Genomic DNA, 23757 nt, shown 5'->3' on the forward strand with positions numbered 1-23757 from the left:
AAATCCCTGCACAGGGATGTGCAGGCTCTTGCGAGGGACTCGCATCAACGAATTGCCATCAACTCGTCCCAGCCCAGCGCCAGGTTGAGGTTCTGCATCGCCTGCGTCGCTGCACCCTTGAGCAGGTTGTCCAGCGTCGCCACCACCACCACGCGCTTGTTGCCGGGCGCCAGCGTCACCCCGCCAATCTGCACACCGTGCTTGCCGGCGATGCGGCTCACCCAAGGCGCTTCGTCGACGATCTCGATCAACGGCTCGTCGGCATAACGCTGCGTATAACGCGCCTGGATCTGCTCGCGCGTCAGCGGCTGCTGCAGCCACAGATTGACGGTCATGGTGATGCCGCGGAAATGCGGCGCCACGTGCGGCATGAACTCCACCGGCACGCCGAGCTGCGCAGACACCTCGCGCTCGTGCATGTGGTTGGTCAGCGCATACGGCATCAAATTATTGGAGAGCAACTCGGGGTTGTTCTTGTCCGAGGGCGTGGTACCCGCGCCCGAATACCCGGAGACGCCGAAACACTGCGGCGGCCCGGCCAACTGGTCGAGCAGTGGCGCGATGGTCAGCTGCATCGCGGTGGCATAACAGCCCGGGTTGCTGATGCGTCTTTGTCCGGCGTAGCTGCCGCGCGTCAGCTCAGGCAAGCCGTAGTACCAGGCCGGATCGAAGCGATAGTCTGCCGACAGATCGATCACCAGCGTCTGCGGCGTTGCTGCGTCGATCGCGGCGACGAAGGGCGCTGCCTTGCCATTGGGCAGCGCCAGGATCACCACGTCGGCAGCCTTGACGGCCACCGCGTCGGCATCCAGGTTCTCGTAGCGCAACTGCCCCTGGTAGGCATCGTTATGCTCGGCCACGCGCTGCCCGGCCAGCTCGCGCGAGGACACGAAGCTCAAGTGCAGCTGCGGGTGCGCCGCAACCAGTTTGATCAATTCCGAGCCGGTATGCCCGCGGGCGCCGACAATGCCGATGGTCTTTGGTTGAACAGTCATGCGTTTGCTTCCAGGCGGAACTGCAGGTGGCGTTTAACCCCTGCCCATTCCGTATCGATGATGGAAAACACCACGGTATCGCGCAGCGTACCGTCGGCGTGGCGGGTGTGGTTGCGCAGCACACCGTCCTGTTTTGCGCCCAGCCGCGCGATCGCCGTGCGCGAGGTGTGGTTGAACCAGCTGGTTTCGAACGCCACGCTCAAGCACCCCAATGTTTCGAAGGCGTATTGCAGCAGCATCAGCTTGGCTTCGGTGTTGACGCCGCTGCGCTGCATGCGCGGTGCGTACCAGGTGTAGCCGATCGACAGCCTCGGCACAGCTGCATCCAGCGCGTAGTAGCGCGTGCAACCGACGATGTCGCCGGCCGCATCGCGCACCGCAAATGGCAACGCCGCGCCATCGGCGCAGGCGGCCAAGGCTGCAGCGATATACGCATCGACCTGCTCCGGTGCGGGCACGCTGGTGTACCACAGCCGCGACAGCGCGCCGTCGCCCACTGCCTCACGCAACCCATCGGCATGCGCTGCCTGCAGCGGCTCCAGGCTCGCGTGCCGTCCACGCAGGCTGGGCTGTTCGCGCCAAAGGGGCGGCAAGCCGACGGCGCTCATCGCACTCAGCCCAGCAAAGTCGGCTGACGCGTCGCACAGTGCGCAACGCAATGCTGGATCTGCTCGAAATTTTCCAGCCCGTACCAGAACACCTTCCACTTCTCCTGCTTGATGCAACCGTCGGATTCGGCGTAGTAAAAGATATTGACCTGGTTGTTATGGCGCGAGCGCCAGAACAGCTGCGGGGTCTCTTCGCGCATCACATTCCACACCGCGCGGCCAAGACCTTCGCCCTGCGCGTCGTCGAGCACGGCGAACTTGTCCAGATAGGTCAACCTGCCCGCACCGAACTGGCCCTCGTCGGTCAGGATCACCGCCGCACGGTAGTTTTCGCTGACATACGCGCGCAGCAACGTGGTGGTGTCGAAATAGTCCGGCACCAGCGTGCGGCCGAAGCTGGATTCGATCAGCGACTTCAGGCGAGGCAGATCCAGTTCGTCCCAGGAGGTCGCGCGCAGCACGCGCTCGCCGCGCCGCACCAGCGTGCCCGAGCCCTTGTGGGTGAACAGCTCCTTGGCCAGGTCCGACGGCCGGGTGATCGACACCGACGACTCCAGCGGCAGACGATCGAGCAAGTCCTTGATCTGCTCGATCTTGACCCGCATGCCGCCATTGATCCACGGCTGCTGCATCAGGTGATCGAACTCGGTAGACAGGTTGATCGAGTCGATCAACTTGCCATCGGCATCCAGCAGGCCGCCGGTGCCGGTAAGGAAAATGATCTTGTACGGCTGCAGCTCCTGCACCAACTCGTTGGCGGCAAAATCCGCATTGACGTTGAGGATCTGCCCGCTGGGCGTTTCGCCCAGGCTGGTGATCACCGGGATGGAGCCGGCCTGCAGACTGGCTTCGATCGGCGCCAGATTCACCGCCTTGACCTCACCGACCAGGCCGTAGATGTCGCGATCCAGATACTCGGCCTCGAACACGCCACCGGTGATCGAGGTCGCACGCGCGCCGTTCTGCTGGAGCGCTTCCACCAGTTTCAGGTTGGAGGCCTGGAACACCTTGCGCACGATCGCCAACGCTTCCGGCGAGGTGACGCGCAGTCCGTTGATGGTGTGCTTTTCGATGCCGGCTGCCGACAGCTCTGCATCCAGCTGCGGGCCGGCGCCATGCAGCACGATCGGGGTCAACCCCACTTCCTGCAGGAACGACAGCGACGAGGTCAGCGCGTCCAGATCGTCGCGCAACACCGCGCCGCCCACCTTGACCACCGCAAAGCGCTTGGCATCGAGCTGCGAAAACCGCTTGAGGTACTGGCTGATTTCCTTCGCGCTGGCCATGCTCGAGAGCAGGCGCACGATGGTCTGGCGGGTCTGTTTGTGGGGCTGTGCGGAAGAGGACATTGCCGTGTTCGAAAGAGGAAAGGGGGCGCCAGGCGCGTGTCGGTTCAGTGGGAACCGTTGATGATGCGATGGACCGATTCGGCGTAACGCTGCAATTGCGCAAGCGTCACGAATTCGTCGGCGGTATGGGCCTGGGCGATGTCGCCCGGGCCATAGACCAGCGCGGTGTAGCCACCGGCCGAAAACAGCGATGCTTCGGTCCAGAAGTCCACTGCGTTGCCGATCGGCAGGTCCAGCGCATCGGCTACATCGCGTGCGGCCAGACGACGTTCTTCTGCGCGTGCGATGTCGCCGGATGGCAGGCTCGGCCCGCGAAAGGTTTCTTCGAAATGCGCTGCCGCCGGTTCGGCGAATCCGGCGAAGGTTGCCAGCAATCCATCCACATCCATCGACGGCAGCGGACGAAAGCCGAAGCGCACTTCGGCTGCCGGCGCGATCATGTTGGCCTTGATGCCGCCCTCGACGCGTCCGATGTTGAAGCGCAATCCGGTCAAACCACCGAAGCGCGCATGCGCCAGCGATTCGACATGGTCCAGCGCCTTGCCGCCCCAGCGCATTGCCTGATGCAAGGCGCTTGCAGAGGGGTCCTGTTTGCCCGAGGCGTGCCCGGCGCGCCCGGCAAACCGCATCAGCACCGAACTGATGCCACGATGCGCCAGCACCGCTTCGCCCATGGTCGGCTCGGCCACCACGACAGCTTCATACGGCACGCCACGCGCCAGGAACGCGGCGATACAGCGCGGATCGTTGGCTTCTTCGTCCGAAGAAAACAGGAACGCGGCATCGCCGTCACCGGTATTGGCCGCGGCAACCAACGCCGCCGCCGCGCCCTTGATGTCGCACACGCCCAAGCCCACCACGCGGTCGTCCAGACGCCGCATTACGTGCGGGTCGGCGCTCCAGTACGGCGAATCCGGCACGGTATCCAGATGCACATTGAACAGGTACTTCGGCGTGCCGCGCACCGCGTACAGGCTCACCGCACCTGCACCGTGATCGACCACCTCGGCCTCAAACCCCGGCAGCTGCGCACGCAGGTAATCGAAGATGCCGCCTTCGGCGGCAATCGCACGCGGCGGATTGCGGGTGTCGAACGCCACCAGCGCCTGCAGGTGGTCCAGCGTGGAGGTGAGCAGGTCAGTCATGTGTGTCAGGCAGCCGTGGTGGTGGTGGTGCGGTAGAGATCGGGATAGGCGATTTCCATCAACGCCTGCGGCCGCGCCGGCGCGGCGAAGCCGTGCTGTGCGTACAGCGCATGCGCATCGGAGGTGGCGAGCATGAGGCGGCGAAGGCCTTGCGGATGCGGATGGGCCATTACTGCCGCCACCAGTTGCTTGCCATAGCCGCGCCCACGGTGTGCATCAAGCACGAACACATCGGCGAGATAGCCGAAGGTGGCACCGTCGGTGATCACTCTAGCGAACGCCACCTGCCCTACGCCCTCGCAATAACCGCCGAAACACAGCGAGCCGTCGATCGCCCGCTGCACCGTGTCCAGCGGGATGCCCAGGCACCAATAGGCCTGCCCGCTGAGGAAGCGATGGATCAACGGCAGGTCGAGTTCCTGCTTGTCGGTACTGATGCGTAGTGCGGGCATGGGTTCCATCGCAGTGGCCCTCTTCTCCCCTCCCCATGGAAGAGAGAGGGGCCTTTTGCTCAGCGGTTGACCTGCGCGTACAGCGTGGAGCTCATCCCGAACAGCTTGATGAAGCCCTCGGCCTCTTCCACGCCCCAGTCGGCCGATTGCGCGTAGGTCGCACCCTTGGTGTTGAGCAGGTGCGGCGAACGCACCGCCACCGCATCGACGCGCCCCCCGCGGGTTTCCAGCGTCACCTCGCCATTGACCTTGGCCTGCGAGGACTTCAGGAACGCCTCGATATCGCTCTTGAGCGGGTCGTGATAGAAGCCTTCGTACACCAGCTCCACCCACTTGCGCGCCACGTCCGGCTTGAAGCGGTTCTGCTGCTTGGTCAGCACCGCATCTTCCAGTGCACGGTGCGCGGTGAGCAGCGAAATCAGGCCCGGCGCTTCGAATACGATGCGGCCCTTCAAACCGATCACGGTATCGCCGGTATAGACGCCGCGGCCCACGCCGTACTGCGCGAACAAGGTGTTGAGCTTGGCCAGGATCTTCGCACCCGGCAGCGGCTTGCCGTCCAGTTCCACCGCTTCGCCTTCGACGAACTTCAGCGTCACCGTCAGCGCTTCGCTCGGCCAGGCGCTGCGCGGCGCGCACCAGCCGCGCGCGCCCTCGCCCGGCGCTTCCCAACGGTCGATCTCGCCGCCGGACATGGTCAGGCCCAGCAGGTTCTCATTGATGGTGTAGGCCTGCTGTTTGGCACGCACGCCGAAGCCACGCGCTTCCAGATACTTCTGCTCATAGGCACGGGTCTGGGTGTGCTCTTTCTGGATCTCGCGAATCGGCGCGACGATCTGATAGTCGCCCAGCGCCTTCACTGCCAGGTCGAAACGCACCTGGTCGTTGCCCATGCCGGTGCAACCGTGCGCAATGATGCGCGTGCCCAATTCTTCGGCACGCTTGAGCGCAGCATCCACGATCAGGTAGCGGTCGGACACCAGCAACGGATACTGGCCCTGGTACCCCTCGCCCGCCCACACGAACGGCTTGACGAAGCCTTCCCAGATCGCCGGGCCACCGTCCACGGTGACGTGGCTGGCCGCGCCCAATTCGGCAGCGCGCTTCTCGATGAACTCACGTTCTTCGGCATCCACACCACCGGTATCGGCAAACACGGTGTGCACCGCGTAGCCGCGCTCCTGCAGATACGGAATGCAGAAGCTGGTGTCCAGACCACCGGAAAACGCGAGAACGATGTCCTTGGTGCCGGAAGTCGCGATGGGGAATTCGGGATTGGTGGAAGCAGCGCTCATCATTGTTCCTTAGTACGTAGTGTGGGGGCCAAGGTGTTGCTGTTGCGATTCTCTATTCCCGATTCCCGATTCCGGCTTGCGAAGCAAGCGCCGCCATGATCGCCTTCTGCACATGCAGGCGATTTTCGGCTTCGTCGATGGCGATGCAGTTGGGCGAATCCATCACAGCGTCGGTCGCCTTGACGTTGCGACGCAGCGGCAGGCAGTGCGAGAACACGCCATTGTTGGTCAGCGCCATCTTGCGTTCGTCGACGATGAAATGCTGGTACTGGTCGCGAATCGGCTTTTCCGGTTCCCAGTTGCCGAAGAACGGCAGCGCGCCCCAGCTCTTGGCGTAGACGACATCGGCGCCGGCATAGGCGCTGTCGATGTCATGGCTGACCTGTAGCGAACCACCGCTTTCGACCACGTTTTGCGCGGCCCAGTCCATGTAGCGCTGATCCAGGATGTAATCCGGCGTCGGGCACAGCAGGGTCACGTCCATGCCCATGCGGGTGGCGATGGTCAGCGCCGAGTTGGCCACCGCTGTGTTCAGCGGCTTGGGGTGGTAGGTCCAGGTCAGCACGTACTTCTTGCCGCGCAGATCCTGGGTACCGAAGTGTTCCTGCAGCGCCAGCGCATGCGCCAACTCCTGGCACGGGTGGGTGATGGTTTCCATGTTGATCACCGGCACCGGCGAATACTTGGCAAAGCTCTTGAGCACCTGGTCTTCGCGGTCCTTGGACCAGTCCACGAACTTCGGAAACGCGCGCACACCGATCAGGTCGACGTAACGCCCCAGCACACGCGCCACTTCGGCGATGTGCTCTTCGGTGTCGCCGTCCATGACCGTGCCCAGATTGAACTCGATCGGCCACGCATCCTTGCCCGGCTGCAAGACCACCGCATGCCCGCCCAACTGAAATGCACCCAGCTCGAAGCTGGTACGGGTGCGCATGGACGGGTTGAAGAACACCAGCGCAATCGACTTGCCCTTCAGCTCGCTTCCCAGCTTGTTGCGTTTGAACAACGCGGCCTGGGTCAACAGCGCGTCCAGTTCGGCGCGGCTCCAGTCCTGGGTGTTCAAGAAGTGCTTCAGTGACATCGATCGATCCTTTGCTGCGTGCTACTGCTGCGTTGGTCCGCCAGGAGCGACGGGGTGCGCGACATGCGCGTTTCTTGCGGTTGAAACTTTTGTGACGCCAAAACGAAAAAACCCAGCCTGGGAGCTGGGTCTTCGACGTCGGAACAGCAAACGCCCCGGCTTACCCAGCGAACATGTGGGATTCCGGTCGGCGGGCACGCGAGGTCATGCCGGAGGCCATCCGGGCGGCGCTGGTGTCGTGCTGAAAGGCGTTTGCTTGCATAGGGCGCGAATCCTCGCACGCATGTGGGCACGGCGCAACCGCTGCGCATCTCATCGCGGCGGCGCGACGATGGCGTCGGGAATGTACGGGGTCACCGAAACCCGGATGCGCAGCCGGTTACCCGGATCTTCCGGCAACCGCGAACGGTATTTGGTGCCCTTGTAGACATAGTCCACGTCGAAGGCGATTGGCCGGCGGAACTCGCGCGGCACTTCCACGACCTTGCAGTTGCGTCGCGTGCTGGTCGGGGGCACCGCAGCGGACGCGGCCGGTTCGGGGCGACGCGAGAACATTTCCTTGACCGAATCCACCATGCGGTTGATGCGGCTCTCGTCCTCGGACGGCGCTGCAGCAGCCTGTACCGCCTGTTCGGATTCACATTGCTCTTCGATACGCGTGGCGCGAAGCGTCTGGTAGACCGGCTCGACGTTGAGCACCTGCGCATAATCCAGCTTCACGTTCTCGATGACCACGACCCGATTCTTGGGGTCGGGCTCTGCCGCGTACGCCGGAATGAGGTGCCCGGCGAACGTACACAGCAGCATGAAGAACGGAGAAGGTCGCATCAGTACCGGGAACGCGCAGCCAGGCAGTACGTAAGTGTATGGAGCTTGCGGCCGCGTGGGCTGAACGCAACCCATCCGGTCGCCATTGTCAGGCTGGCGATTCGCCATCGCGCCACAACGGGCTAGAATCGCGCGATTGCCCTTTTTCGGATGCCGATGAGCCTGCGCCTGCACAACAACCTGACGCGGCGGGTCGAGCCGTTCGCGCCGCTCGATCCGTCCAGCCCCACCCTGTATGTCTGCGGTCCCACCGTCTACAACTACGCGCATATCGGCAACGCCCGCGGCCCGGTGGTCTTCGATGTGCTTGCCGCATTGCTGCGGCGACGCTACGGCGCGCTGCGCTACGCGCGCAACATCACCGACGTGGACGACAAGATCAACGCCGCCGCGCAGGCGCAGGGTGTGCCGATTTCGACGATCACCGACCGCTTCGCGGCGATCTACCGGCAGGACATGGCGGCGCTTGGCGTGGTTCCACCGGACATCGAACCGGAGGCCACCGCGCATATCCCGCAGATCGTGGCGATGATCGAGCAGCTGATCGCCAATGGGCATGCCTACGCCGCAGAAGGCCACGTGCTGTTTTCGGTTTCCAGCTTCGATGGCTACGGCAAGCTCTCGCGGCGCGACCCGGACGAAATGCTGGCCGGCGCGCGCGTGGACGTGGCGCCGTACAAGCGCGACCCCGGCGACTTCGTGCTGTGGAAACCCTCCAGCGCCGACCTGCCCGGCTGGGAATCGCCCTGGGGCCGCGGCCGCCCGGGTTGGCATATCGAATGCTCGGCGATGGCTGCGGCGCATCTGGGCCCCACCATCGACATTCATGCCGGCGGCGTGGACCTGCAGTTTCCGCATCACGAAAACGAGATTGCGCAGAGCGAGTGCGCGCATGGCGGCGCCACCTTTGCGCGGTTCTGGCTGCACAACGGCATGCTCAATTTCAGCGGCGCGAAGATGAGCAAGTCGCTGGGCAATATCGAAACCGTGCACGAGCTCATCGCCAGGCATCCGCCCGAAGCGCTGCGCTATGCGCTGTTGAGCGCGCATTACCGTCAGCCGCTGGATTGGTCGGATGGGCTGATCGAGCAGGCGAAAAACACGCTGGACCGGTTGTATGGCACGTTGCGGGATCTGGCTGCGCTGCAAGCCGATAGCGGCAACGATGTCGCGCCATCGAGGACGATTCCCGTCGAGGTGGAGTCCGCGCTCGAAGACGATCTCAACACGCCGCTGGCCTTGTCGGTTATCGCCAGCATCGCCTCGGAAGCGCGCGCGCTGCGCAATGAGTTGGTTCATGGCGGCGAACCCTCGACGCGTATGAGCGACCTTCATGCGGTGCACGCGAAGTTGCTGGGCGCCGGCTTGGCCTTGGGACTGCTGCAGCAAGATCCGGCCGCCTGGTTCTCGCGCGGCACTGATGCCGGCGACGATGCACGCATCACCGCCTTGGTCGAAGAACGCAGCACGGCAAAAAAAGCCAAGGATTTTGCCCGCGCCGATGCCATCCGCAAGCAACTGGCAGAAGAAGGCATCGTGCTCGAAGACACCCCGCAAGGCGTGCGCTGGAAACGCGCTTGACCTCCTCCCTTCTCCCGCCGGGAGAAGGTGCCCCGCAGGGGCGGATGAGGGTACGGGCGAAGCCACATGGGAGAAGTTAATGCACGTGGCTCCGCCCGTACCCTCACCCCAACCCCTCTCCCATAGGGAGAGGGGCTATCACCGACTGATTCTGGATGTTAGATGACCACCTCCCCCTTCCCGCTTGAACCTACTGCCACCGAGGCGCAGGCCGCCATTGCCGAGGAATTCTCCTTTTTTGGCGACTGGTCCGAGCGCTACCAGTACCTGATCGATCTTGGCCGCAAGTTGCCCACCTTCCCGGAACAATGGAAAACCGAAGAGCACCGCCTGCACGGCTGCCAATCGATGGTCTGGATCGTGCCGGAAGGCAACGCCGAGCGGCTGGATTTCCATGCCGTCAGCGATTCGGCCATTGTCTCCGGGCTGATCTACCTTGCGCTGCGCGTGTATTCGGGGCGTAGCGCGCAAGAGATACTGGCCACCGAGCCTGACTACATCGCCGGAATCGGCCTGGCCAAGCATCTGTCGCCGACCCGCAGCAACGGCGTGGCGGCGATGCTGGCCTTCATCCGCGATACCGCGCGCGCGCAGCAGTGAGCACGCCCGCCCCGTCGCCCGCCGATTCGCTGCGGACGCTGCTTGCCCATCCAGGCTTCGGCCTGGTGCTGCTCTACCGCGTGGCGGCGATGCTGTCCTACCAGATCGTCGCCGTGACGGTCGGTTGGCATATCTACGAAATTACCGGCAACCCGCTCTCGCTGGGGCTGATCGGCCTGGCCGAAATCCTGCCGTTCTTCTGCATCGCCCCCTTCGCCGGCTATCTGGTCGATCACCTGCCGCGCCGCCGGCTGGGCATGGTCGCCGTGCTGGGTTTGGTCGCGACCGCGCTGCTGCTGTTGGCGATCACGCAAGGCTGGCTGCCCGTCGAAGGCGTGTGGCCGATCTATGCCGCCATCTCGCTCACCGGCGCGGCGCGCTCTTTCTTGTCGCCGGTCTACAACGCCTTGTTCGCACGGGCGCTGCCTCGCGAGGCATTCGCGCGCGGTGCCAGCATCGGCAGCGTCACCTTCCAGGCCGGCATGGTGATCGGCCCGGCGCTGGGCGGTGTGCTGGTCGGCTGGGGCGGCAAGGGCCTGGCCTACGGGGTCGCCGCCAGCGTGGCGATGCTGGCGATCCTGGCGTTGGCACTGCTGCGTGTCAGCGAGCCGGTCAGCGAGGGCCCACGTGCGCCGATCTTCCGCAGCATCGCCGAAGGCGCGCAGTTCGTACTGTCCAACCAGATCATGCTGGGCGCGATGGCGCTGGACATGTTTTCGGTACTGCTCGGCGGCGCGGTATCGATGTTGCCGGCCTTCATCCACGACATCCTGCACTACGGCCCCGAAGGCCTGGGCATCCTGCGCGGCGCGCCGGCGCTGGGTTCGATCGTGGTTGGCGTGTGGCTGGCGCGGCACCCGCTGCAGCGCAATGCCGGACGCGTCCTGCTGCTGTCGGTGGCCGGCTTCGGACTCTGCACCATCGCCTTCGGACTGTCGCGCCATTTCTGGCTGTCCGCTGCAATCCTGCTGGTGTACGGCATGTGCGACGGCGTCTCGGTGGTGGTGCGCCAGACCATCCTGCAGCTGGCCACCCCCGATGCCATGCGTGGCCGGGTGTCTTCGATCAACGGCATCTTCATCGGCTCGTCCAACGAGCTGGGCGCGTTCTACGACGGCGTCATGGCGCGCCTGGTCGGCCTGGTGCCGGCGGTGGTCATCGGCGGCTGTGTCACCCTGGGCGTGGTGGCCACCACCGCCTGGAAGGCGCCGCGCCTGCGCAAGCTGGACCTGCGCGATCTGCAGTGAGCTGCGCGATCGCGCGTGATTGCCTGCCCACAGCGCCGCTGCGGTGCGAAGGTGTTCGAGCTGCGGGCCGCAGTCACGTGCCGCCACGCAGCTGCGTGCGACGGCGTCCCACAAACGGCGCTGACTGACCAAGCGCTAATTCGACGTATCAGGCGCCCATAAAAAAAACCCCGCACATGGCGGGGTCTTTCGGCGAGCCAGGCGGACGGTCAGTCGCCCTGCTGCTTCTGCAAGTGCTCCCAACGCTCCTGGGCGTCGATGGTGCGCTCGGCGGTCAGACGCGCTTCCAGGCGGTCCAGGCCAATCTCTTCGCCGGTGTCCACGCAGTAACCGTAGTCGCCGTCTTCCAGACGCTTGAGCGTGCTGTCGATCTTGGAGATCAGCTTGCGGGCGCGATCACGGGCACGCAGTTCCAGCGAGTTTTCGGTCTCGCGGGTGGCGCGTTCGGCTTCGTCGCCGATGTCGCGCACTTCTTCGCGCAGGTTTTCGATGGTCTGCTTGGATTCCTCCACCATCTCGTTGCGCCAGCTCTGCAAACGCTGGCGGAAATATTCCTGCTGCAGCTTGTTCATGTACTCCTCGTCCGCGGCAGGCTTGTAACCCTGCGGCAGGATCGGGCGACCGGTGGCTTCGTCGGTCTTGTACTCGACCACCTTGTACTTGGTCTTGGGCGCCGAGCTGGACGGCTTGGACGTCACGGCCACGGCCACCTTGCCGACCGGACGGGTCGCAGCAGGCTTGGCGGGGGCTTCGGTTTTGGTTGGCGTTTTTGCGGAAGATTTCGAAACGGGCACGGGATTCTTAGATGACGGGGTCGCAGGCTTTGCCGGCTTCGCAGGGACGGCCTTGGGGACCGGTGCGGGCGCGGGCTTCTCGGCCTTGACCGGGACTGACTTGGCCGGAGCCGGCTTGGTGGCCGGCTTCGGTACGGACTTGGACGCCACCGGCTTGGCAGCCGGTTTGGCGGCAGCCGGAGCTGCCTTTTTCGCCGCCGGCTTGGCAGCACTCTTGGCGACGGGTTTCACTGCCTTGGGGGCTGCGGACGCGGTGGGCTTGGAAGCCGGCGCCGGCTTGGCGGCGGCCTTCTTCGCAGGCGCCTTTTTCGCGGGTGCCTTCTTGGCAGCCGGCTGCTTGGTCGCCGGCTTTGCGGCCGGTTTCGCAGCAGCAGACGTCGCTGCCTTTTTCGCAACGGGTTTGGCGGACTTCTTGGCGGCCTCTACGGCCTTTTTTGCAGATTTTTTAGCAGCCACGAAACGCTCATCCTTGGTTCCCCCGGGGCCCGGGAAAGCGGGCCTTTATAACGTACCCCGCGGACCCCCGGCAACCACCTATTAATGCAAGTGGCATATCATTGGCAAGTGATCTCACGCCTGCTCATCGCGCTGCTGCGCGTCTACAAGCTCGTCATCAGCCCCCTGCTCGGGCCGCGTTGCCGTTTTGCACCAAGCTGTTCGGACTACGCGATGACCGCCATCGGCCGCTTCGGCCCGCTGCGCGGCAGCTGGCTCGCCGCACGCAGGCTCGGCCGCTGTCATCCCTTCCATCCGGGCGGATTCGATCCGGTGCCCGATGCGCCCACCTCGCCCTCCCCGTCTTCTTCCTGCAGCTGCAAAGGACCCCATCCATGAGCCGAACCGTCATCGTCAATGCCCGCCTGGTCAATGAAGGCAAGGAGTTCGACGCCGATCTCCTGATCGAGGGCGGCCGCATCGCCAAGATCGACAGCAAGATCGTCCCTGCCCCTGGCGATACCGTGGTGGACGCCGCCGGACGCTGGGTGCTGCCAGGCATGATCGACGACCAGGTGCACTTCCGCGAGCCCGGCCTGACCCACAAGGGCGACATCGCGACCGAATCCGGCGCCGCTGTCGCTGGTGGCCTGACCAGCTTCATGGACATGCCCAACACCAATCCGCCGACCCTGGATGCCGCCGCACTGCAGGCCAAGTACGACGCCGCCGCCGGGCGCGCCTGGGCCAACTACGGCTTCTACATGGGCGCCAGCAACGACAACCTGGCCCACATCCAATCGCTGGACCCCAAGACTGCACCAGGCATCAAGGTGTTCATGGGCGCCTCCACCGGCAACATGCTGGTCGATAACCCCGAAACGCTGGACGCCATCTTCCGCGACGCGCCCACGCCGATCATCACTCACTGCGAAGACACCCCGACCATTGATGCGACGATGGCGCAGTACAAGGAAAAATACGGCGATGCGCTGACACCGGAGATGCACCCGGACATCCGTTCGCGTCAAGCCTGCCTGAAGTCGTCGCAGCTGGCGGTGTCGCTGGCGCGCAAGCACAATACCCGCCTGCACGTATTGCACATCTCCACTGCCGACGAGCTGTCGCTGTTCGAAGCCGGCCCGCTGGTCGATGCCGACGGCAAGCTGCGCAAGCGCATTACCGCCGAGACCTGCATCCACTTCTTGCGCTTCGATCGCAGCGATTACGCGCGACTGGGCAACCTGATCAAGTGCAACCCCGCGATCAAGGACGCCGAAGATCGTCTGGCGCTCATCGATGCGCTGGCCGAAGACGTCATCGACGTGCTCGCCACCGACCACGCCCCGCACACCTGGGAAGAAAAGCAAAAGCCCTATGCGCAGGCGCCCTCGGGCCTGCCGCTGGTGCAGTACGCGCTGGTCGCGGCACTGGAGCTGGTGCACGAAGGCAAGTTGCCGATCACCCGTATCGTGCAGAAGTTCGCGCATGCGCCGGCGCAGTTGTTCGATGTGGAAGAACGCGGCTTCCTGCGCGAAGGCTATTTCGCCGACCTGGTGATGATCGACAACACGCCGTTCACCGTGAAGCGCGAGCAGGTGCTGTCCAAGTGCGGCTGGTCGCCGTTCGAAGGCACCACCTTCCGTTCGCGCATTGCCGCAACCTGGGTCAACGGCCAGCAGGTTTGGGATGGCGAACAGCTGGTGGGCAGCGCTGCCGGCCAGCGCCTGACCTTCGACCGCTGATGCGCGCAGTCCTGTTTGGCGCCTGGTTGATCCTGGCGCCAGTCGCGCTGGTTGCAGGACGCGCCGATGCGCAGAGTGCGGCCGTCGCAACTGATGTCGTGTTTCCGCAAAGCGCTTCGCAAGGTGCGCTGGTAATCGGCAAGGTGCCGGCTGATAGCAAGGTGCAATACGCCGGCCGCAGCTTGCGTGTGAGCGGTTATGGAAGCGTCGTGTTCGGTATCGGCCGCGATGCGACCGGGCCTTTGCAGGTGCAGGTCACCCAACCCGATGGCAGCACGCGGACCGTGAGCATCGCAGTGACGCCGCGCGACTGGCCGGTGGAACGCGTCAATGGCGTGCCGCCCAAGACGGTCAACCCGCCGGCCGAGATTGCTGCGCGCATCAAACGCGAACAGGCGCAGGTCACGGCGGCGCGCGACCGCGATGACGCACGCACCGATTTCGCCCAACCCTTCATCTGGCCGGTGCAGGGACGCATCAGCGGCCGCTTCGGCAATGCACGCGTGTACAACGGCCAGCCCGGCGCCGGCCATTCGGGCATGGACATCGCCGTACCCACCGGCACTCCGGTGAAGGCACCGGCTGCCGGCGTGGTGACGTTCGCGGCGCCGGACCTGTATCTCACCGGTGGCACGGTGCTGCTGGATCACGGCTTCGGGGTAAGCTCGAATTTCCTGCACTTGTCGCGTATCGACGTGAAGGTGGGCGACCGGGTCGAGCAAGGCCAGGTGATTGCCGCGGTTGGTGCCACCGGGCGCGCCACGGGGCCGCATCTGCATTGGGGGATGAATTGGTTCGACACCCGCATCGATCCGTTGCTGGTGCTTGAGCGGACGAAGTAGAGCGTTCGAAAGATCGCCTCTTTGACGCGCGGTGGCATGGAAGACGCTGTTATACGCTTCCTGTAAGAGCCTGCTTGGCCAGCCCGGTCTTCTGCTGACTCGAGTTCCGCTCACACAAATTATCGCGTCTCGGACGTACTGGAACGGAGCCGCAACAGTGGATAGCAATGCAGGCGTGGCCAACGTTGATCACATCGGGTTTGCCGTTTCATCTCTTGACGAGGCTATCCGGTTCTGGACCGAGGCCCTGGGGTTTACGCTCGAACGACAGGCAGAGATGGGCGGCGATTTCCTGCATCAGGTCACCGGCGTGGATGATCCGAGCGTGCGAACGGCAATCGTGAAGGCTCCGGACGGATTCATCGTCGAGTTGCTGCAATATTCCAAAGGTCGTCGGAATGGGCAGTCGCCGGACAGCGCGGGTGCGATCGGGGCTGCCCATCTGGCGCTGACCGTCCGGGACATCCATGCGGCCATCTGCCGTGTCGAGGCGGCCGGATGGAAGGCGAAGGGCAAGCCGCTGCCGATTCCGGGAGGTCCGAGAACAGGAACGCTCACCGCCTACGTGTCTGGTCCCGACCATATTTCCATCGAGTTCATGCAACCCGCTGGACCGCGACAGAACCGGCGCGCCCCAACGACCGGCGCAGTCGTCGGCGGGATGACACCGAATGGTCGCATCCCCGCCCCGTTGATGGACCATGATCCCGATCCGCCTTAGCGTGCGGCTGCAGAGTCATTCTGCGATGACCCCACTATTTGATGCATCGCGACCACTGGATCAGGCCCCCTCAATTTAACAACGGGCCACACCCTGCGGCGCCAGAAGAAAAACGCAACCCACGACCATTGCGCCGGAACGCTACATACCCGGTCGGCGGCGACCCACCCGTCGTGCTTGTGTCCGCCAGCGGGCTTTGGGGTATAACCGAGGCGACCGTCGCGCGTCGCTGCAGCTGAACGCTTGAGTTGCTGACGGTCGGTCCGTCGCTTCGGCGTCGGGCGTGCTTCATCTCCCCTCCCCCGACTGCAGGAGATGTGCGACATGCGCAACGAGCACCTCAAACCGACCCTGGGCACCTGGCAGCTGTGGGGCATCGCGGTGGGGCTGGTGATTTCAGGCGAGTATTTCGGCTGGAGTTACGGCTGGGGCACCGCCGGTACGCTCGGGTTTCTGGCGACCACGCTGCTGGTCGCCGTGATGTACACCTGCTTCATCTTCAGCTTCACCGAATTGACCACCGCCATTCCCAATGCGGGCGGGCCCTTCGCCTACAGCCTGCGCGCGTTCGGCACCTATGGCGGCATGCTGGCGGGCCTGGCCACGTTGATCGAATTCGTCTTCGCGCCGCCGGCCATCGCGATGGCGATCGGCGCGTATCTGAATGTGCAGTACCCCATGCTCGATCCGCGCATCGCAGCGATTGGCGCCTACCTGGTCTTCATGAGCTTGAACATCGTGGGCGTGGCGATTGCAGCGACCTTCGAGCTGATCGTGACCTTGCTGGCGGTGATCGAGTTGCTGGTGTTCATGGGTGTGGTGGCGCCGGGTTTCAGCGTGGCGCGCTTCGCCGCCAACGGCTGGGCCGGCAGCGACGTGTTCGGGCCGGCGGCCATTTCCGGAATCTTCGCCGCGATTCCGTTTGCGATCTGGTTTTTCCTGGCGATCGAAGGGGCAGCGATGGCGGCCGAAGAAGCCAAAGACCCCACGCGCACGATTCCGCGCGCCTACATCGCCGGCATTCTCACCCTGGTGATCTTGGCGCTGGGGGTGATGGTGTTTGCCGGCGGCGTCGGCGACTGGCGCCAGCTGTCCAACATCAACGACCCGCTGCCGCAGGCGATGAAGGCGGTGGTCGGCAACAGTTCCAGCTGGTTGCACATGCTGGTGTGGATCGGCCTGTTCGGGCTGGTGGCGAGTTTCCACGGCATCATCCTGGGCTATTCGCGGCAGTTCTTCGCGCTGGCGCGTGCCGGCTTCCTGCCGCATGGGCTGGCCAGGCTGTCGCGTTTTCGCACGCCGCATCGCGCCATTCTGGCCGGCGGCGTCATCGGCATTGCGGCAATCTGCAGCGACAGCGTGGTCAAGATCCAGGGCATGTCGTTGACCGCAGCGATGATCACCATGTCGGTGTTCGGGGCGATCGTGATGTATGTGATGAGCATGCTCAGCCTGTTCAAGCTGCGTCGCGCCGAACCGGGGTTGGAGCGTAGTTTCCGCGCACCGGGGTACCCGGTGGTGCCGGCCATTGCGCTGCTGCTGGCGCTGGTGTGCCTGGTGGCGATGGTGTGGTTCAACCCGATTGTGGCGTTGATCTTTCTGGGCCTGCTGCTGTTGGGCGCGGCGTGTTGCGTCCTTAGCCTGCGCACCCAGCACACGCCCGCGGCCCGCGCCGGATGAGCGGCTTTGCCTTCACCGCAGGCGGCGAGCGTTTTCGGTTTGCCGATCTGAAGCAGCTGCTGGCCAAGGCGACGCCGGCACGCTCCGGCGACCAGCTGGCCGGCCTTGCCGCCGACTCCGGCCTGCAGCGCGTCGCCGCACAGATGGCGCTGGCCGATCTACCGCTGCAGCATTTCCTGCAGGAGGCGGTGGTGCCTTATGAAGCAGACGAAGTCACCCGGCTGATCATCGACCAGCACGATGCCGTTGCATTTGCCGCTGTGGCGCATCTCACCGTGGGCGGCTTCCGCGATTGGCTGCTGAGTGCGCAGGCCGACGAAGCCGCATTGACCGCATTGGCACCCGGCCTGACGCCGGAAATGGTGGCCGCGGTGTCCAAATTGATGCGGGTGCAGGACCTGATCCTGGTGGCGCAGAAAACCCGGGTCGTCACCCGCTTTCGCAACACGCTGGGGTTGCGCGGACGCCTGTCGACGCGCCTGCAGCCCAACCACCCCACCGATGACGCCACCGGCATTGCCGCCAGCGTGCTCGACGGCTTGTTGTACGGCAACGGCGACGCGGTGATCGGCATCAACCCGGCCAGCGACAGCCTGGCCGCAACCACGGCCTTGTTGCGCATGCTCGGTGCGGTGATCAGCGGTTATCGGATCCCCACGCAATCGTGCGTGCTAGCGCACATCACCACCACCATCGAAGCGATCGGTCGTGGCGTGCCGGTGGATCTGGTGTTTCAGTCGATCGCCGGCACCGAAGCGGCCAACGCCAGCTTCGGCATCAATCTGGCCTTGCTGCAGGAAGGTTACGAAGCGGGCCTGTCGCTGCGCCGCGGCAACGTCGGCGATAACGTGATGTATTTCGAAACCGGCCAGGGCAGCGCGTTGTCGGCCAATGCGCACCACGGCGTGGATCAACAGACCTGCGAGGTGCGCGCCTATGCGGTGGCGCGCCACTACAAACCGCTGCTGGTGAACACCGTGGTTGGCTTCATCGGGCCGGAATATCTCTACGACGGCAAGCAGATCATCCGCGCCGGGCTGGAGGATCACTTCTGCGGCAAGTTGCTCGGCGTGCCGATGGGCTGCGACATCTGCTACACCAATCATGCCGAGGCCGATCAGGACGACATGGATATGTTGCTCACCCTGCTCGGTACTGCCGGCATCAATTTCATCATGGGCATTCCCGGCTCGGACGATGTGATGCTGAACTACCAGACCACCTCGTTTCACGATGCGCTGTATGCACGCCAGGCGCTCGGCCTGCGCGCTGCGCCCGAGTTCGAACAGTGGCTGGAGCAGCACGACATCCTGCAGCTGCGCGATGGCCGCTTCGAACTTGGTAGCGACGTACCGGCGCCATTTCGGCGTGCATTGGCACAGGCCAGCGGTAGAGCGGCGCCATGAGCGTACCCTCCACACCGCCACGCGATGCCTGGGCGCAACTGCGCCAACTGACCCCCGCGCGCATTGCGCTGGGCCGGGTGGGGACCAGTTTGCCGACGGACGCGCACCTGGAGTTCCAGCTGGCGCATGCGCAGGCACGCGATGCGGTGCATCTGGCATTCGACCCGGCACCGCTTCAGGCCGCACTGGAGCAACGCGGGCGCAGCAACATCTTGCTCCAAAGCGCTGCGGCCGATCGTCATCAGTATCTGCAACGTCCCGATCTGGGACGGCGCCTGGCCGAGGAAGCCGCCGCCCAGCTACGCGGCCTCACGGCCGTGCACGGCGGCAGACATGACGTTGCGGTGGTGGTCGCTGACGGGCTGTCGGCGCTGGCCGTGCATCGGCACGCGGCGCGCATGCTCGACCAGATCGACGCACTGGCCTCGCAAGAAGGCTGGTCACTCGCCCCGGTGGTATTGGTGAGACAAGGGCGCGTGGCGATCGGCGATGAGGTCGGCGAGCTGCTCGACGCGCGTACCGTGATCGTGCTGATCGGCGAACGCCCGGGCCTGAGTTCGCCCGACAGCCTGGGCCTGTATCTCACCTACACGCCCCGCGTCGGGCTCACCGATGCAGCGCGCAACTGCATTTCCAACATTCGCGCCGAGGGACTGAGCTACGCCGAGGCGACGCACAAACTGGGATATCTGCTGCGCGAGGCATTCCGCCGAAAACTCTCTGGCGTGCAGCTGAAGGACGAAGCCGAGCAACCCGCGCTGCTGTCAGGCCCTGCCGATGTTGCGCCGCGCACGTTCTTGCTGCCGGACTGACCTGCGCGGCGTGTGCGAACCCGGAATCGACACCGCTCAGCAAGAAATCCATCCGTTACTTCAACGCACCATCCTGCATATTGCTGGCGGCATAGGTGCTGGTCTGCAACTCGTTGTCATGCGGATGACGCAGGGCATTGCGTACATCATCAGGAAGCTTGTCGACATCCAGCATCACCTTGCCCGAATGCACATCGCGCACCACCGATGCAGGCAGCACGAAGTCGCCGCCATTTTCGATATTGATGACCAGCTCGTCCCCCTCGTTGCGGATGTCGCGGATGGCACCGACGCCGACTTCGCCATCGCGTAAAAACACCATCTGGCCAATTTCAATCTGCTGCATGTTCGATCTCCTGGAATGGCGTCATCACGCAAGCGCGCTGTGCCGGTGGCAGATCATCGCGCTGCGGTGCGTTGGCGCGCGGTGAAGCGCAGATCACTGTGGCGTGGGTGCGTGCAGCAATGCGCCGCTCGGCAGACGGGCCGGCTGCCCGGCAACGCGCTCGAACTCGCTTGCATCGTGCGAACAGAACACTTCCACCTCACCGCCGTGCTGTTGCCGTAGAGCGCGCAGACGCTGCTGGTTGGTCAAGCGCGCGGCCCGGTCCTTTTCCAACATCCATTGGTAAGCACGCAGCCCTGGCGTGCAGTAAGGCGCATCTGCATCCATTTCGCGATGGAAGAAATATGCATCACCTGCCAGCAGCAGCCATCGCTCCGGCGTATGCACCGCAACCGCGGCGTGACCCAGAGTGTGACCGCGAAGCGGCACCATCAGCAGTTCTGGCGGTAGTCCATGCAGGTCGCGCACGCACTCCAGCCCCATCCAGTGCTCGCCTGCTGCGCCATCGTAGGTGCGCCACTGCCCGCGCGTAGACCACTGTTGCGGACGAAAGCGCTGGCGATCCATCCAGGTGCGCTGTGCCAGTGCGGCATCGCGCTCGCTCGTCATCAGATGCACCCGCGCATGCGGAAAATCGTCCAGCCCACCGGCGTGGTCGAAATCCAGATGGGTCAGCACGATGTGCCGCACATCGCGCGGATCCAGCCCGAGCCGTTGTATCTGCCGGATTGCGGTCATGTCCTCGCGCAAGTCTGGCTTGACCAGCGCCAGAAAAAATCGACTCAGACGCGCGCGTGGCTCCGCGACATCGCGCAGGCCGAAACCGGTATCGATCAGGACCAACCCGGCGCTGGTTTCCACCAGCAAGCAATGGCAACACAGATGCCCGCGTTCCAGTACGCCCGGCGTACGGCCGTCCATAAGATGGCCGCCCAACGGGCAGGTGGAAATGCAATTGAGGTGATGCACGCGCATCGGCGCGCTCCGCTTGGCGGGCCAGCATTGCAACGCGGCCGTCGCACAGCGGTGAGCGGTACCGATCGCGCAACCAGCGCGCACACGCCACCTTGACGGTGGCGTGTGCGAGGCAGGTTTCAGCGCAGCGGAACGTCCGCCACCTTGTCTTGATAATCCTTCTTCGGGTCTACGCCCAACAACACCTTGATTCCTGCCAGCAGGCTCGACTCGTTGAGCCAGATCTGCGCATGGTCGGCGTCCAGGCGCAGCAGCGCCAAGTTCGGATCGGTCTTGCCGCCTTCGTACCACGCGGCGACATACGGATTCCACAACCGGTCGACCATGGCCGGGTCGGTGTCTTCGCGCAGCGAGCCGCTGATGCTGGCGAACAAATCGTGCCCCTTGCTGCTGAAGGCGCCGATGACGCGGCGGCCCTGCCCCAGCATGGCGATCAGCGCGTTGTCCTTGGATGTAAAGAACCAGATCGGCCCACCGCTATCGCCTTCGATCTGTGCGGTCATCGGACGCGCGTGGCCGTCTTCGACACCGTCCAGGCCCAGCATCACGGTGCGATCTGATTTGAGCGCCTTCCAGAATTTTTCCTGCAACTCTTTGGTGTCTGCCATTTCGATTCCTGACATGCGCGTGGTACGCGGGTGAGCCAGTCTGGAACTCGCTCTGACCACAGCATGTGACGATGCGCACTCTCGTTCTACACATTGCGACAACGCAATTCTGCTTGGGCACCAATACCAACATACCAACATCGTCACCAGCGCGCGCCTTGGCAGAGGATGGTGGCGAACTTCGCACACGCACCCTTGCATTCGCAAAAAAAGAATCAAATAAGCGGATCACGGTTATAGTACAAACGCTACTGATGCAGCGCATCTGCGCGCGAAAGAAAAAACAGTAGCGCCGATGGTAGAAGCGACGAAAATCAGCCATAAACATGGGCACACACTGCGATTTAATCGTAAATTATTTATTTTATATAATTTTAATTAATCCACTCAGATCGCCCAACTCCAAGCAAAACATACAGGTTAAGATAATAATGACATATATGCCTAAAATTACATTCCTGCGTGCTTCCTGCGCGGCCCTAGCCTTCCTAGTGATTACCGACGTGCCTGCAAGCACAAATTCGGTCAACCTCTCCGCCGGCACCATCGTGCAGCACGTTGTTCCGACTGCTCAGCGAGATGAGAGTGCTTCCTACTGGACCCTCGGACGGATGCAAGCTGCTGTTTCCGCATTATTCGTGGATGCCAACCCGGTCGACGGCGACCCGCCAGAGTTGCAGAATTCGGCATTGGCCCATGGGAAAAACCGGAGCGGAAAGTTGAAGTTGGTGACAAGATCGGTGCCAACGCCGAAGACGGTTCCGTCCGTGCCGGTTCCAGGATTCTCCCCCGCAGCCCACCTCGGCGTGGTCTTCTTTCGAGCGAACGGCATAGATCAGCGCTGCACTGGCAATGCGGTCGTCTCCGATTCCGGGAACGTCGTAGCCACCTCGGGGCGATGCGTCTCTGCCCTAGCAGGCAAGTTTGTGTCGGACTTGGTGTTCGTGCCAGCCTACAACGGTACCGCCCCCTATGGTGTTTGGCCTGCGGCGACCATCACGGCCGATGATCGCTGGGTCTCAGAGCGAGCCGTGGACTACGATACGGCCTTCTTCCAGGTGCAAGCTCCCATGACAATGAAGCTCTCTGGCGCCACTTTGTCGAATACTGTAGGAGCGTCTGGCGTTCGCTTTGACGGTCAGCAGGACGACAACGAATATCGGGTAACTGGCTACAACACCGACCCTGGCGCCAATGGGAACACGCCTGTCAGCGTGACCAGCACAGCAGAGCCGAACCCATGGATGAACAAGGACTATGCCATTGAAGGCCTGGAGTGGGACGCACGCTCCGGTGTCAGCGGCTCACCGTGGGTTTCGACCGACGAGGATCCCGTGCAGGACGTCGAAGTCGGCATGACCTCATTTGCCTATAAGCAGTTCACCCACGCTTCGTTCGGTCCTCAGTGGACGTCAGCAATCCGTAACCTGTATCAGACCGCAGCAGCCTCGAACTAAGGAAGCTCTGAACAACGGACCACAGATACGCGACACGACCCGCCTCATGTTGAGGAGTGATCCATGCAACTGACGTTCGGTGACGCTGAGGGCCTAGGCAAGCGCAAACAGACCTTGGGAAGGCGACGCTTTGCAGCGCGGCGTAGGTTGAGCTTCATGGCCTTGTAAACGCGATAGATGCGTTTGGGGTTCCAACCTAGTTGCTGCTTGCGAAGGTAGTCGCTGCACTTCCAGAAGCCACGACTGGGGTGCGCTTCAACGTAACGCGCGATCTCGGCAATCAGCTCGGCATCGCGCACCGTCCAGTCCAGAGGCGGTGCATACCAAGCGGCACGCGACAGCCCGACGCATGCACAGGACCGGCGCAACGGCCGCGCGTGGACCTCGATAAGGAACCGCACCGCCTCGCGTTTACGCGCCGGCCCTAGAGTTTTTTTGCGATCAGGTCCTTCATCGCCGCGTTGTCGAGCGCCAACTCGGCGTACATCCGTTTGAGCTTGGCGTTCTCGGACTCGAGCTCCTTGACCCGCCGCAGCTCGGACGCCTCCAAGCCGCCGTACGTGCTCTTCCACTGGTAATAGGTCGCCGTGCTGATGCCGACTTGGCGACAGATGTCTTTGACTGGAACGCCTGCGTCGGCCTGCTTGAGCGTGGCGATGATCTGTGTCTCGGTGAACTTCGATGTGCGCATGGAACCTCCTGACTTGGGAACGATGCCAGAAAGATCTACTTATGCGGTGTCTGCGGATCGG

General features: G+C 63.7%; 23 protein-coding genes and 2 pseudogenes. 12 read left to right on the plus strand and 13 right to left on the minus strand.

Translation table 11 applies throughout. The annotated features are described in order from the left end of the window. Nucleotides 1-44 precede the first annotated feature (44 nt). The 8 genes from argC to AMD14_RS12425 form a co-directional block, all read right to left on the minus strand. Complete coding sequence (gene argC / locus AMD14_RS12390) at nucleotides 45-995, minus strand: N-acetyl-gamma-glutamyl-phosphate reductase (protein WP_005913120.1); 951 nt, start codon at nucleotides 993-995, stop codon at nucleotides 45-47. Then, a complete protein-coding gene (locus AMD14_RS12395; RefSeq protein WP_003486958.1) occupies nucleotides 992-1603 on the minus strand; it encodes a GNAT family N-acetyltransferase in 612 nt (203 codons plus the stop codon). The genes argC and AMD14_RS12395 overlap by 4 nt, the downstream gene beginning before the upstream one ends. Before the next feature lie 5 nt (nucleotides 1604-1608). Next, a complete protein-coding gene (locus AMD14_RS12400; protein ID WP_011051526.1) occupies nucleotides 1609-2952 on the minus strand; it encodes an acetylglutamate kinase in 1344 nt (447 codons plus the stop codon). A 44-nt stretch (nucleotides 2953-2996) separates the two neighbouring features. Continuing rightward, a complete protein-coding gene (locus AMD14_RS12405) occupies nucleotides 2997-4097 on the minus strand; it encodes an acetylornithine deacetylase (protein ID WP_015463284.1) in 1101 nt (366 codons plus the stop codon). Nucleotides 4098-4102: 5 nt separating this feature from the next. Then, nucleotides 4103-4558, minus strand: a complete 456-nt coding sequence (locus tag AMD14_RS12410) for a GNAT family N-acetyltransferase (RefSeq protein WP_015463285.1) — start codon at nucleotides 4556-4558, stop codon at nucleotides 4103-4105. Between the two features lie 50 nt (nucleotides 4559-4608). After that, nucleotides 4609-5847 (minus strand): argininosuccinate synthase, encoded by a 1239-nt coding sequence (locus AMD14_RS12415; RefSeq protein WP_003486949.1) that lies wholly within the window; start codon nucleotides 5845-5847, stop codon nucleotides 4609-4611. 49 nt (nucleotides 5848-5896) lie between these two features. Next, nucleotides 5897-6928, minus strand: a complete 1032-nt coding sequence (locus AMD14_RS12420) for an N-acetylornithine carbamoyltransferase (protein ID WP_003486947.1) — start codon at nucleotides 6926-6928, stop codon at nucleotides 5897-5899. Between the two features lie 312 nt (nucleotides 6929-7240). After that, nucleotides 7241-7735 carry a hypothetical protein gene (locus AMD14_RS12425; protein WP_045714587.1) on the minus strand — a complete coding sequence of 165 codons (495 nt, stop codon included), beginning with the start codon at nucleotides 7733-7735 and terminating at the stop codon, nucleotides 7241-7243. Between the two features lie 177 nt (nucleotides 7736-7912). Here AMD14_RS12425 and cysS point away from each other — a divergent pair, with 177 nt between their 5' ends. The 3 genes from cysS to AMD14_RS12440 all read left to right on the plus strand — a co-directional run bounded on the left by cysS (nucleotide 7913) and on the right by AMD14_RS12440 (nucleotide 11184). After that, the gene (gene cysS, locus AMD14_RS12430; RefSeq protein ID WP_015463287.1) at nucleotides 7913-9337 is read left to right on the plus strand and encodes a cysteine--tRNA ligase; all 1425 of its coding nucleotides are present in this window, start codon (nucleotides 7913-7915) and stop codon (nucleotides 9335-9337) included. 162 nt (nucleotides 9338-9499) lie between these two features. Beyond that, nucleotides 9500-9937 (plus strand): SufE family protein, encoded by a 438-nt coding sequence (locus AMD14_RS12435; RefSeq protein ID WP_011051530.1) that lies wholly within the window; start codon nucleotides 9500-9502, stop codon nucleotides 9935-9937. Beyond that, nucleotides 9934-11184, plus strand: a complete 1251-nt coding sequence (locus AMD14_RS12440) for an MFS transporter (RefSeq protein ID WP_003486939.1) — start codon at nucleotides 9934-9936, stop codon at nucleotides 11182-11184. The genes AMD14_RS12435 and AMD14_RS12440 overlap by 4 nt, the downstream gene beginning before the upstream one ends. Nucleotides 11185-11393: 209 nt before the next feature. On the opposite strand, the gene dksA is transcribed toward AMD14_RS12440, so the two are convergent. Beyond that, nucleotides 11394-11882: an RNA polymerase-binding protein DksA gene (gene dksA / locus AMD14_RS25325; protein ID WP_011408725.1), complete on the minus strand. Its 489-nt coding sequence runs from the start codon at nucleotides 11880-11882 to the stop codon at nucleotides 11394-11396. Nucleotides 11883-11940: 58 nt separating this feature from the next. Between dksA and AMD14_RS25330 the strand changes: the two genes are divergently transcribed. From AMD14_RS25330 to eutC, 8 genes and pseudogenes are all read left to right on the plus strand, one after another. After that, nucleotides 11941-12519: a hypothetical protein gene (locus AMD14_RS25330; protein ID WP_015463289.1), complete on the plus strand. Its 579-nt coding sequence runs from the start codon at nucleotides 11941-11943 to the stop codon at nucleotides 12517-12519. Beyond that, nucleotides 12519-12812 (plus strand): membrane protein insertion efficiency factor YidD, encoded by a 294-nt coding sequence (gene yidD / locus AMD14_RS12455; RefSeq protein ID WP_005913106.1) that lies wholly within the window; start codon nucleotides 12519-12521, stop codon nucleotides 12810-12812. The genes AMD14_RS25330 and yidD overlap by 1 nt, the downstream gene beginning before the upstream one ends. Continuing rightward, nucleotides 12809-14158 (plus strand): dihydroorotase, encoded by a 1350-nt coding sequence (locus tag AMD14_RS12460; RefSeq protein WP_003486932.1) that lies wholly within the window; start codon nucleotides 12809-12811, stop codon nucleotides 14156-14158. The genes yidD and AMD14_RS12460 overlap by 4 nt, the downstream gene beginning before the upstream one ends. Next, the gene (locus AMD14_RS12465; protein ID WP_011051533.1) at nucleotides 14158-15000 is read left to right on the plus strand and encodes a M23 family metallopeptidase; all 843 of its coding nucleotides are present in this window, start codon (nucleotides 14158-14160) and stop codon (nucleotides 14998-15000) included. The genes AMD14_RS12460 and AMD14_RS12465 overlap by 1 nt, the downstream gene beginning before the upstream one ends. A gap of 118 nt (nucleotides 15001-15118) precedes the next feature. Next, nucleotides 15119-15616: pseudogene (locus AMD14_RS12470) on the plus strand (VOC family protein); the annotation flags it as partial. A 420-nt stretch (nucleotides 15617-16036) separates the two neighbouring features. After that, nucleotides 16037-17401, plus strand: coding sequence for an ethanolamine permease (gene eat, locus AMD14_RS12475; RefSeq protein WP_011051536.1), 1365 nt, complete (start codon nucleotides 16037-16039; stop codon nucleotides 17399-17401). Continuing rightward, complete coding sequence (locus tag AMD14_RS12480; RefSeq protein ID WP_011051537.1) at nucleotides 17398-18807, plus strand: ethanolamine ammonia-lyase subunit EutB; 1410 nt, start codon at nucleotides 17398-17400, stop codon at nucleotides 18805-18807. The genes eat and AMD14_RS12480 overlap by 4 nt, the downstream gene beginning before the upstream one ends. Then, the gene (eutC, locus tag AMD14_RS12485) at nucleotides 18804-19619 is read left to right on the plus strand and encodes an ethanolamine ammonia-lyase subunit EutC (RefSeq protein ID WP_011051538.1); all 816 of its coding nucleotides are present in this window, start codon (nucleotides 18804-18806) and stop codon (nucleotides 19617-19619) included. Before AMD14_RS12480 ends, eutC begins: the two co-directional genes overlap by 4 nt. Before the next feature lie 55 nt (nucleotides 19620-19674). On the opposite strand, the gene AMD14_RS12490 is transcribed toward eutC, so the two are convergent. The 3 genes from AMD14_RS12490 to AMD14_RS12500 form a co-directional block, all read right to left on the minus strand. Next, nucleotides 19675-19965 (minus strand): hypothetical protein, encoded by a 291-nt coding sequence (locus tag AMD14_RS12490; RefSeq protein WP_003486922.1) that lies wholly within the window; start codon nucleotides 19963-19965, stop codon nucleotides 19675-19677. A 93-nt stretch (nucleotides 19966-20058) separates the two neighbouring features. Further along, complete coding sequence (locus tag AMD14_RS12495; protein ID WP_011051539.1) at nucleotides 20059-20940, minus strand: MBL fold metallo-hydrolase; 882 nt, start codon at nucleotides 20938-20940, stop codon at nucleotides 20059-20061. A 119-nt stretch (nucleotides 20941-21059) separates the two neighbouring features. Beyond that, nucleotides 21060-21563: a pyridoxamine 5'-phosphate oxidase family protein gene (locus AMD14_RS12500; protein WP_008573434.1), complete on the minus strand. Its 504-nt coding sequence runs from the start codon at nucleotides 21561-21563 to the stop codon at nucleotides 21060-21062. A gap of 416 nt (nucleotides 21564-21979) precedes the next feature. Here AMD14_RS12500 and AMD14_RS12510 point away from each other — a divergent pair, with 416 nt between their 5' ends. Continuing rightward, the gene (locus AMD14_RS12510; protein ID WP_011051541.1) at nucleotides 21980-23005 is read left to right on the plus strand and encodes a hypothetical protein; all 1026 of its coding nucleotides are present in this window, start codon (nucleotides 21980-21982) and stop codon (nucleotides 23003-23005) included. 92 nt (nucleotides 23006-23097) lie between these two features. On the opposite strand, the pseudogene AMD14_RS24680 reads toward AMD14_RS12510, so the two are convergent. Next, nucleotides 23098-23696 (minus strand): annotated as a pseudogene (locus AMD14_RS24680) (transposase); the annotation flags it as partial. Between the last annotated feature and the right edge of the window lie 61 nt (nucleotides 23697-23757).

It is taken from the genome of Xanthomonas citri pv. citri (assembly GCF_000961215.1).
GTDB classification, from domain to species: Bacteria; Pseudomonadota; Gammaproteobacteria; order Xanthomonadales; family Xanthomonadaceae; genus Xanthomonas; species Xanthomonas cissicola.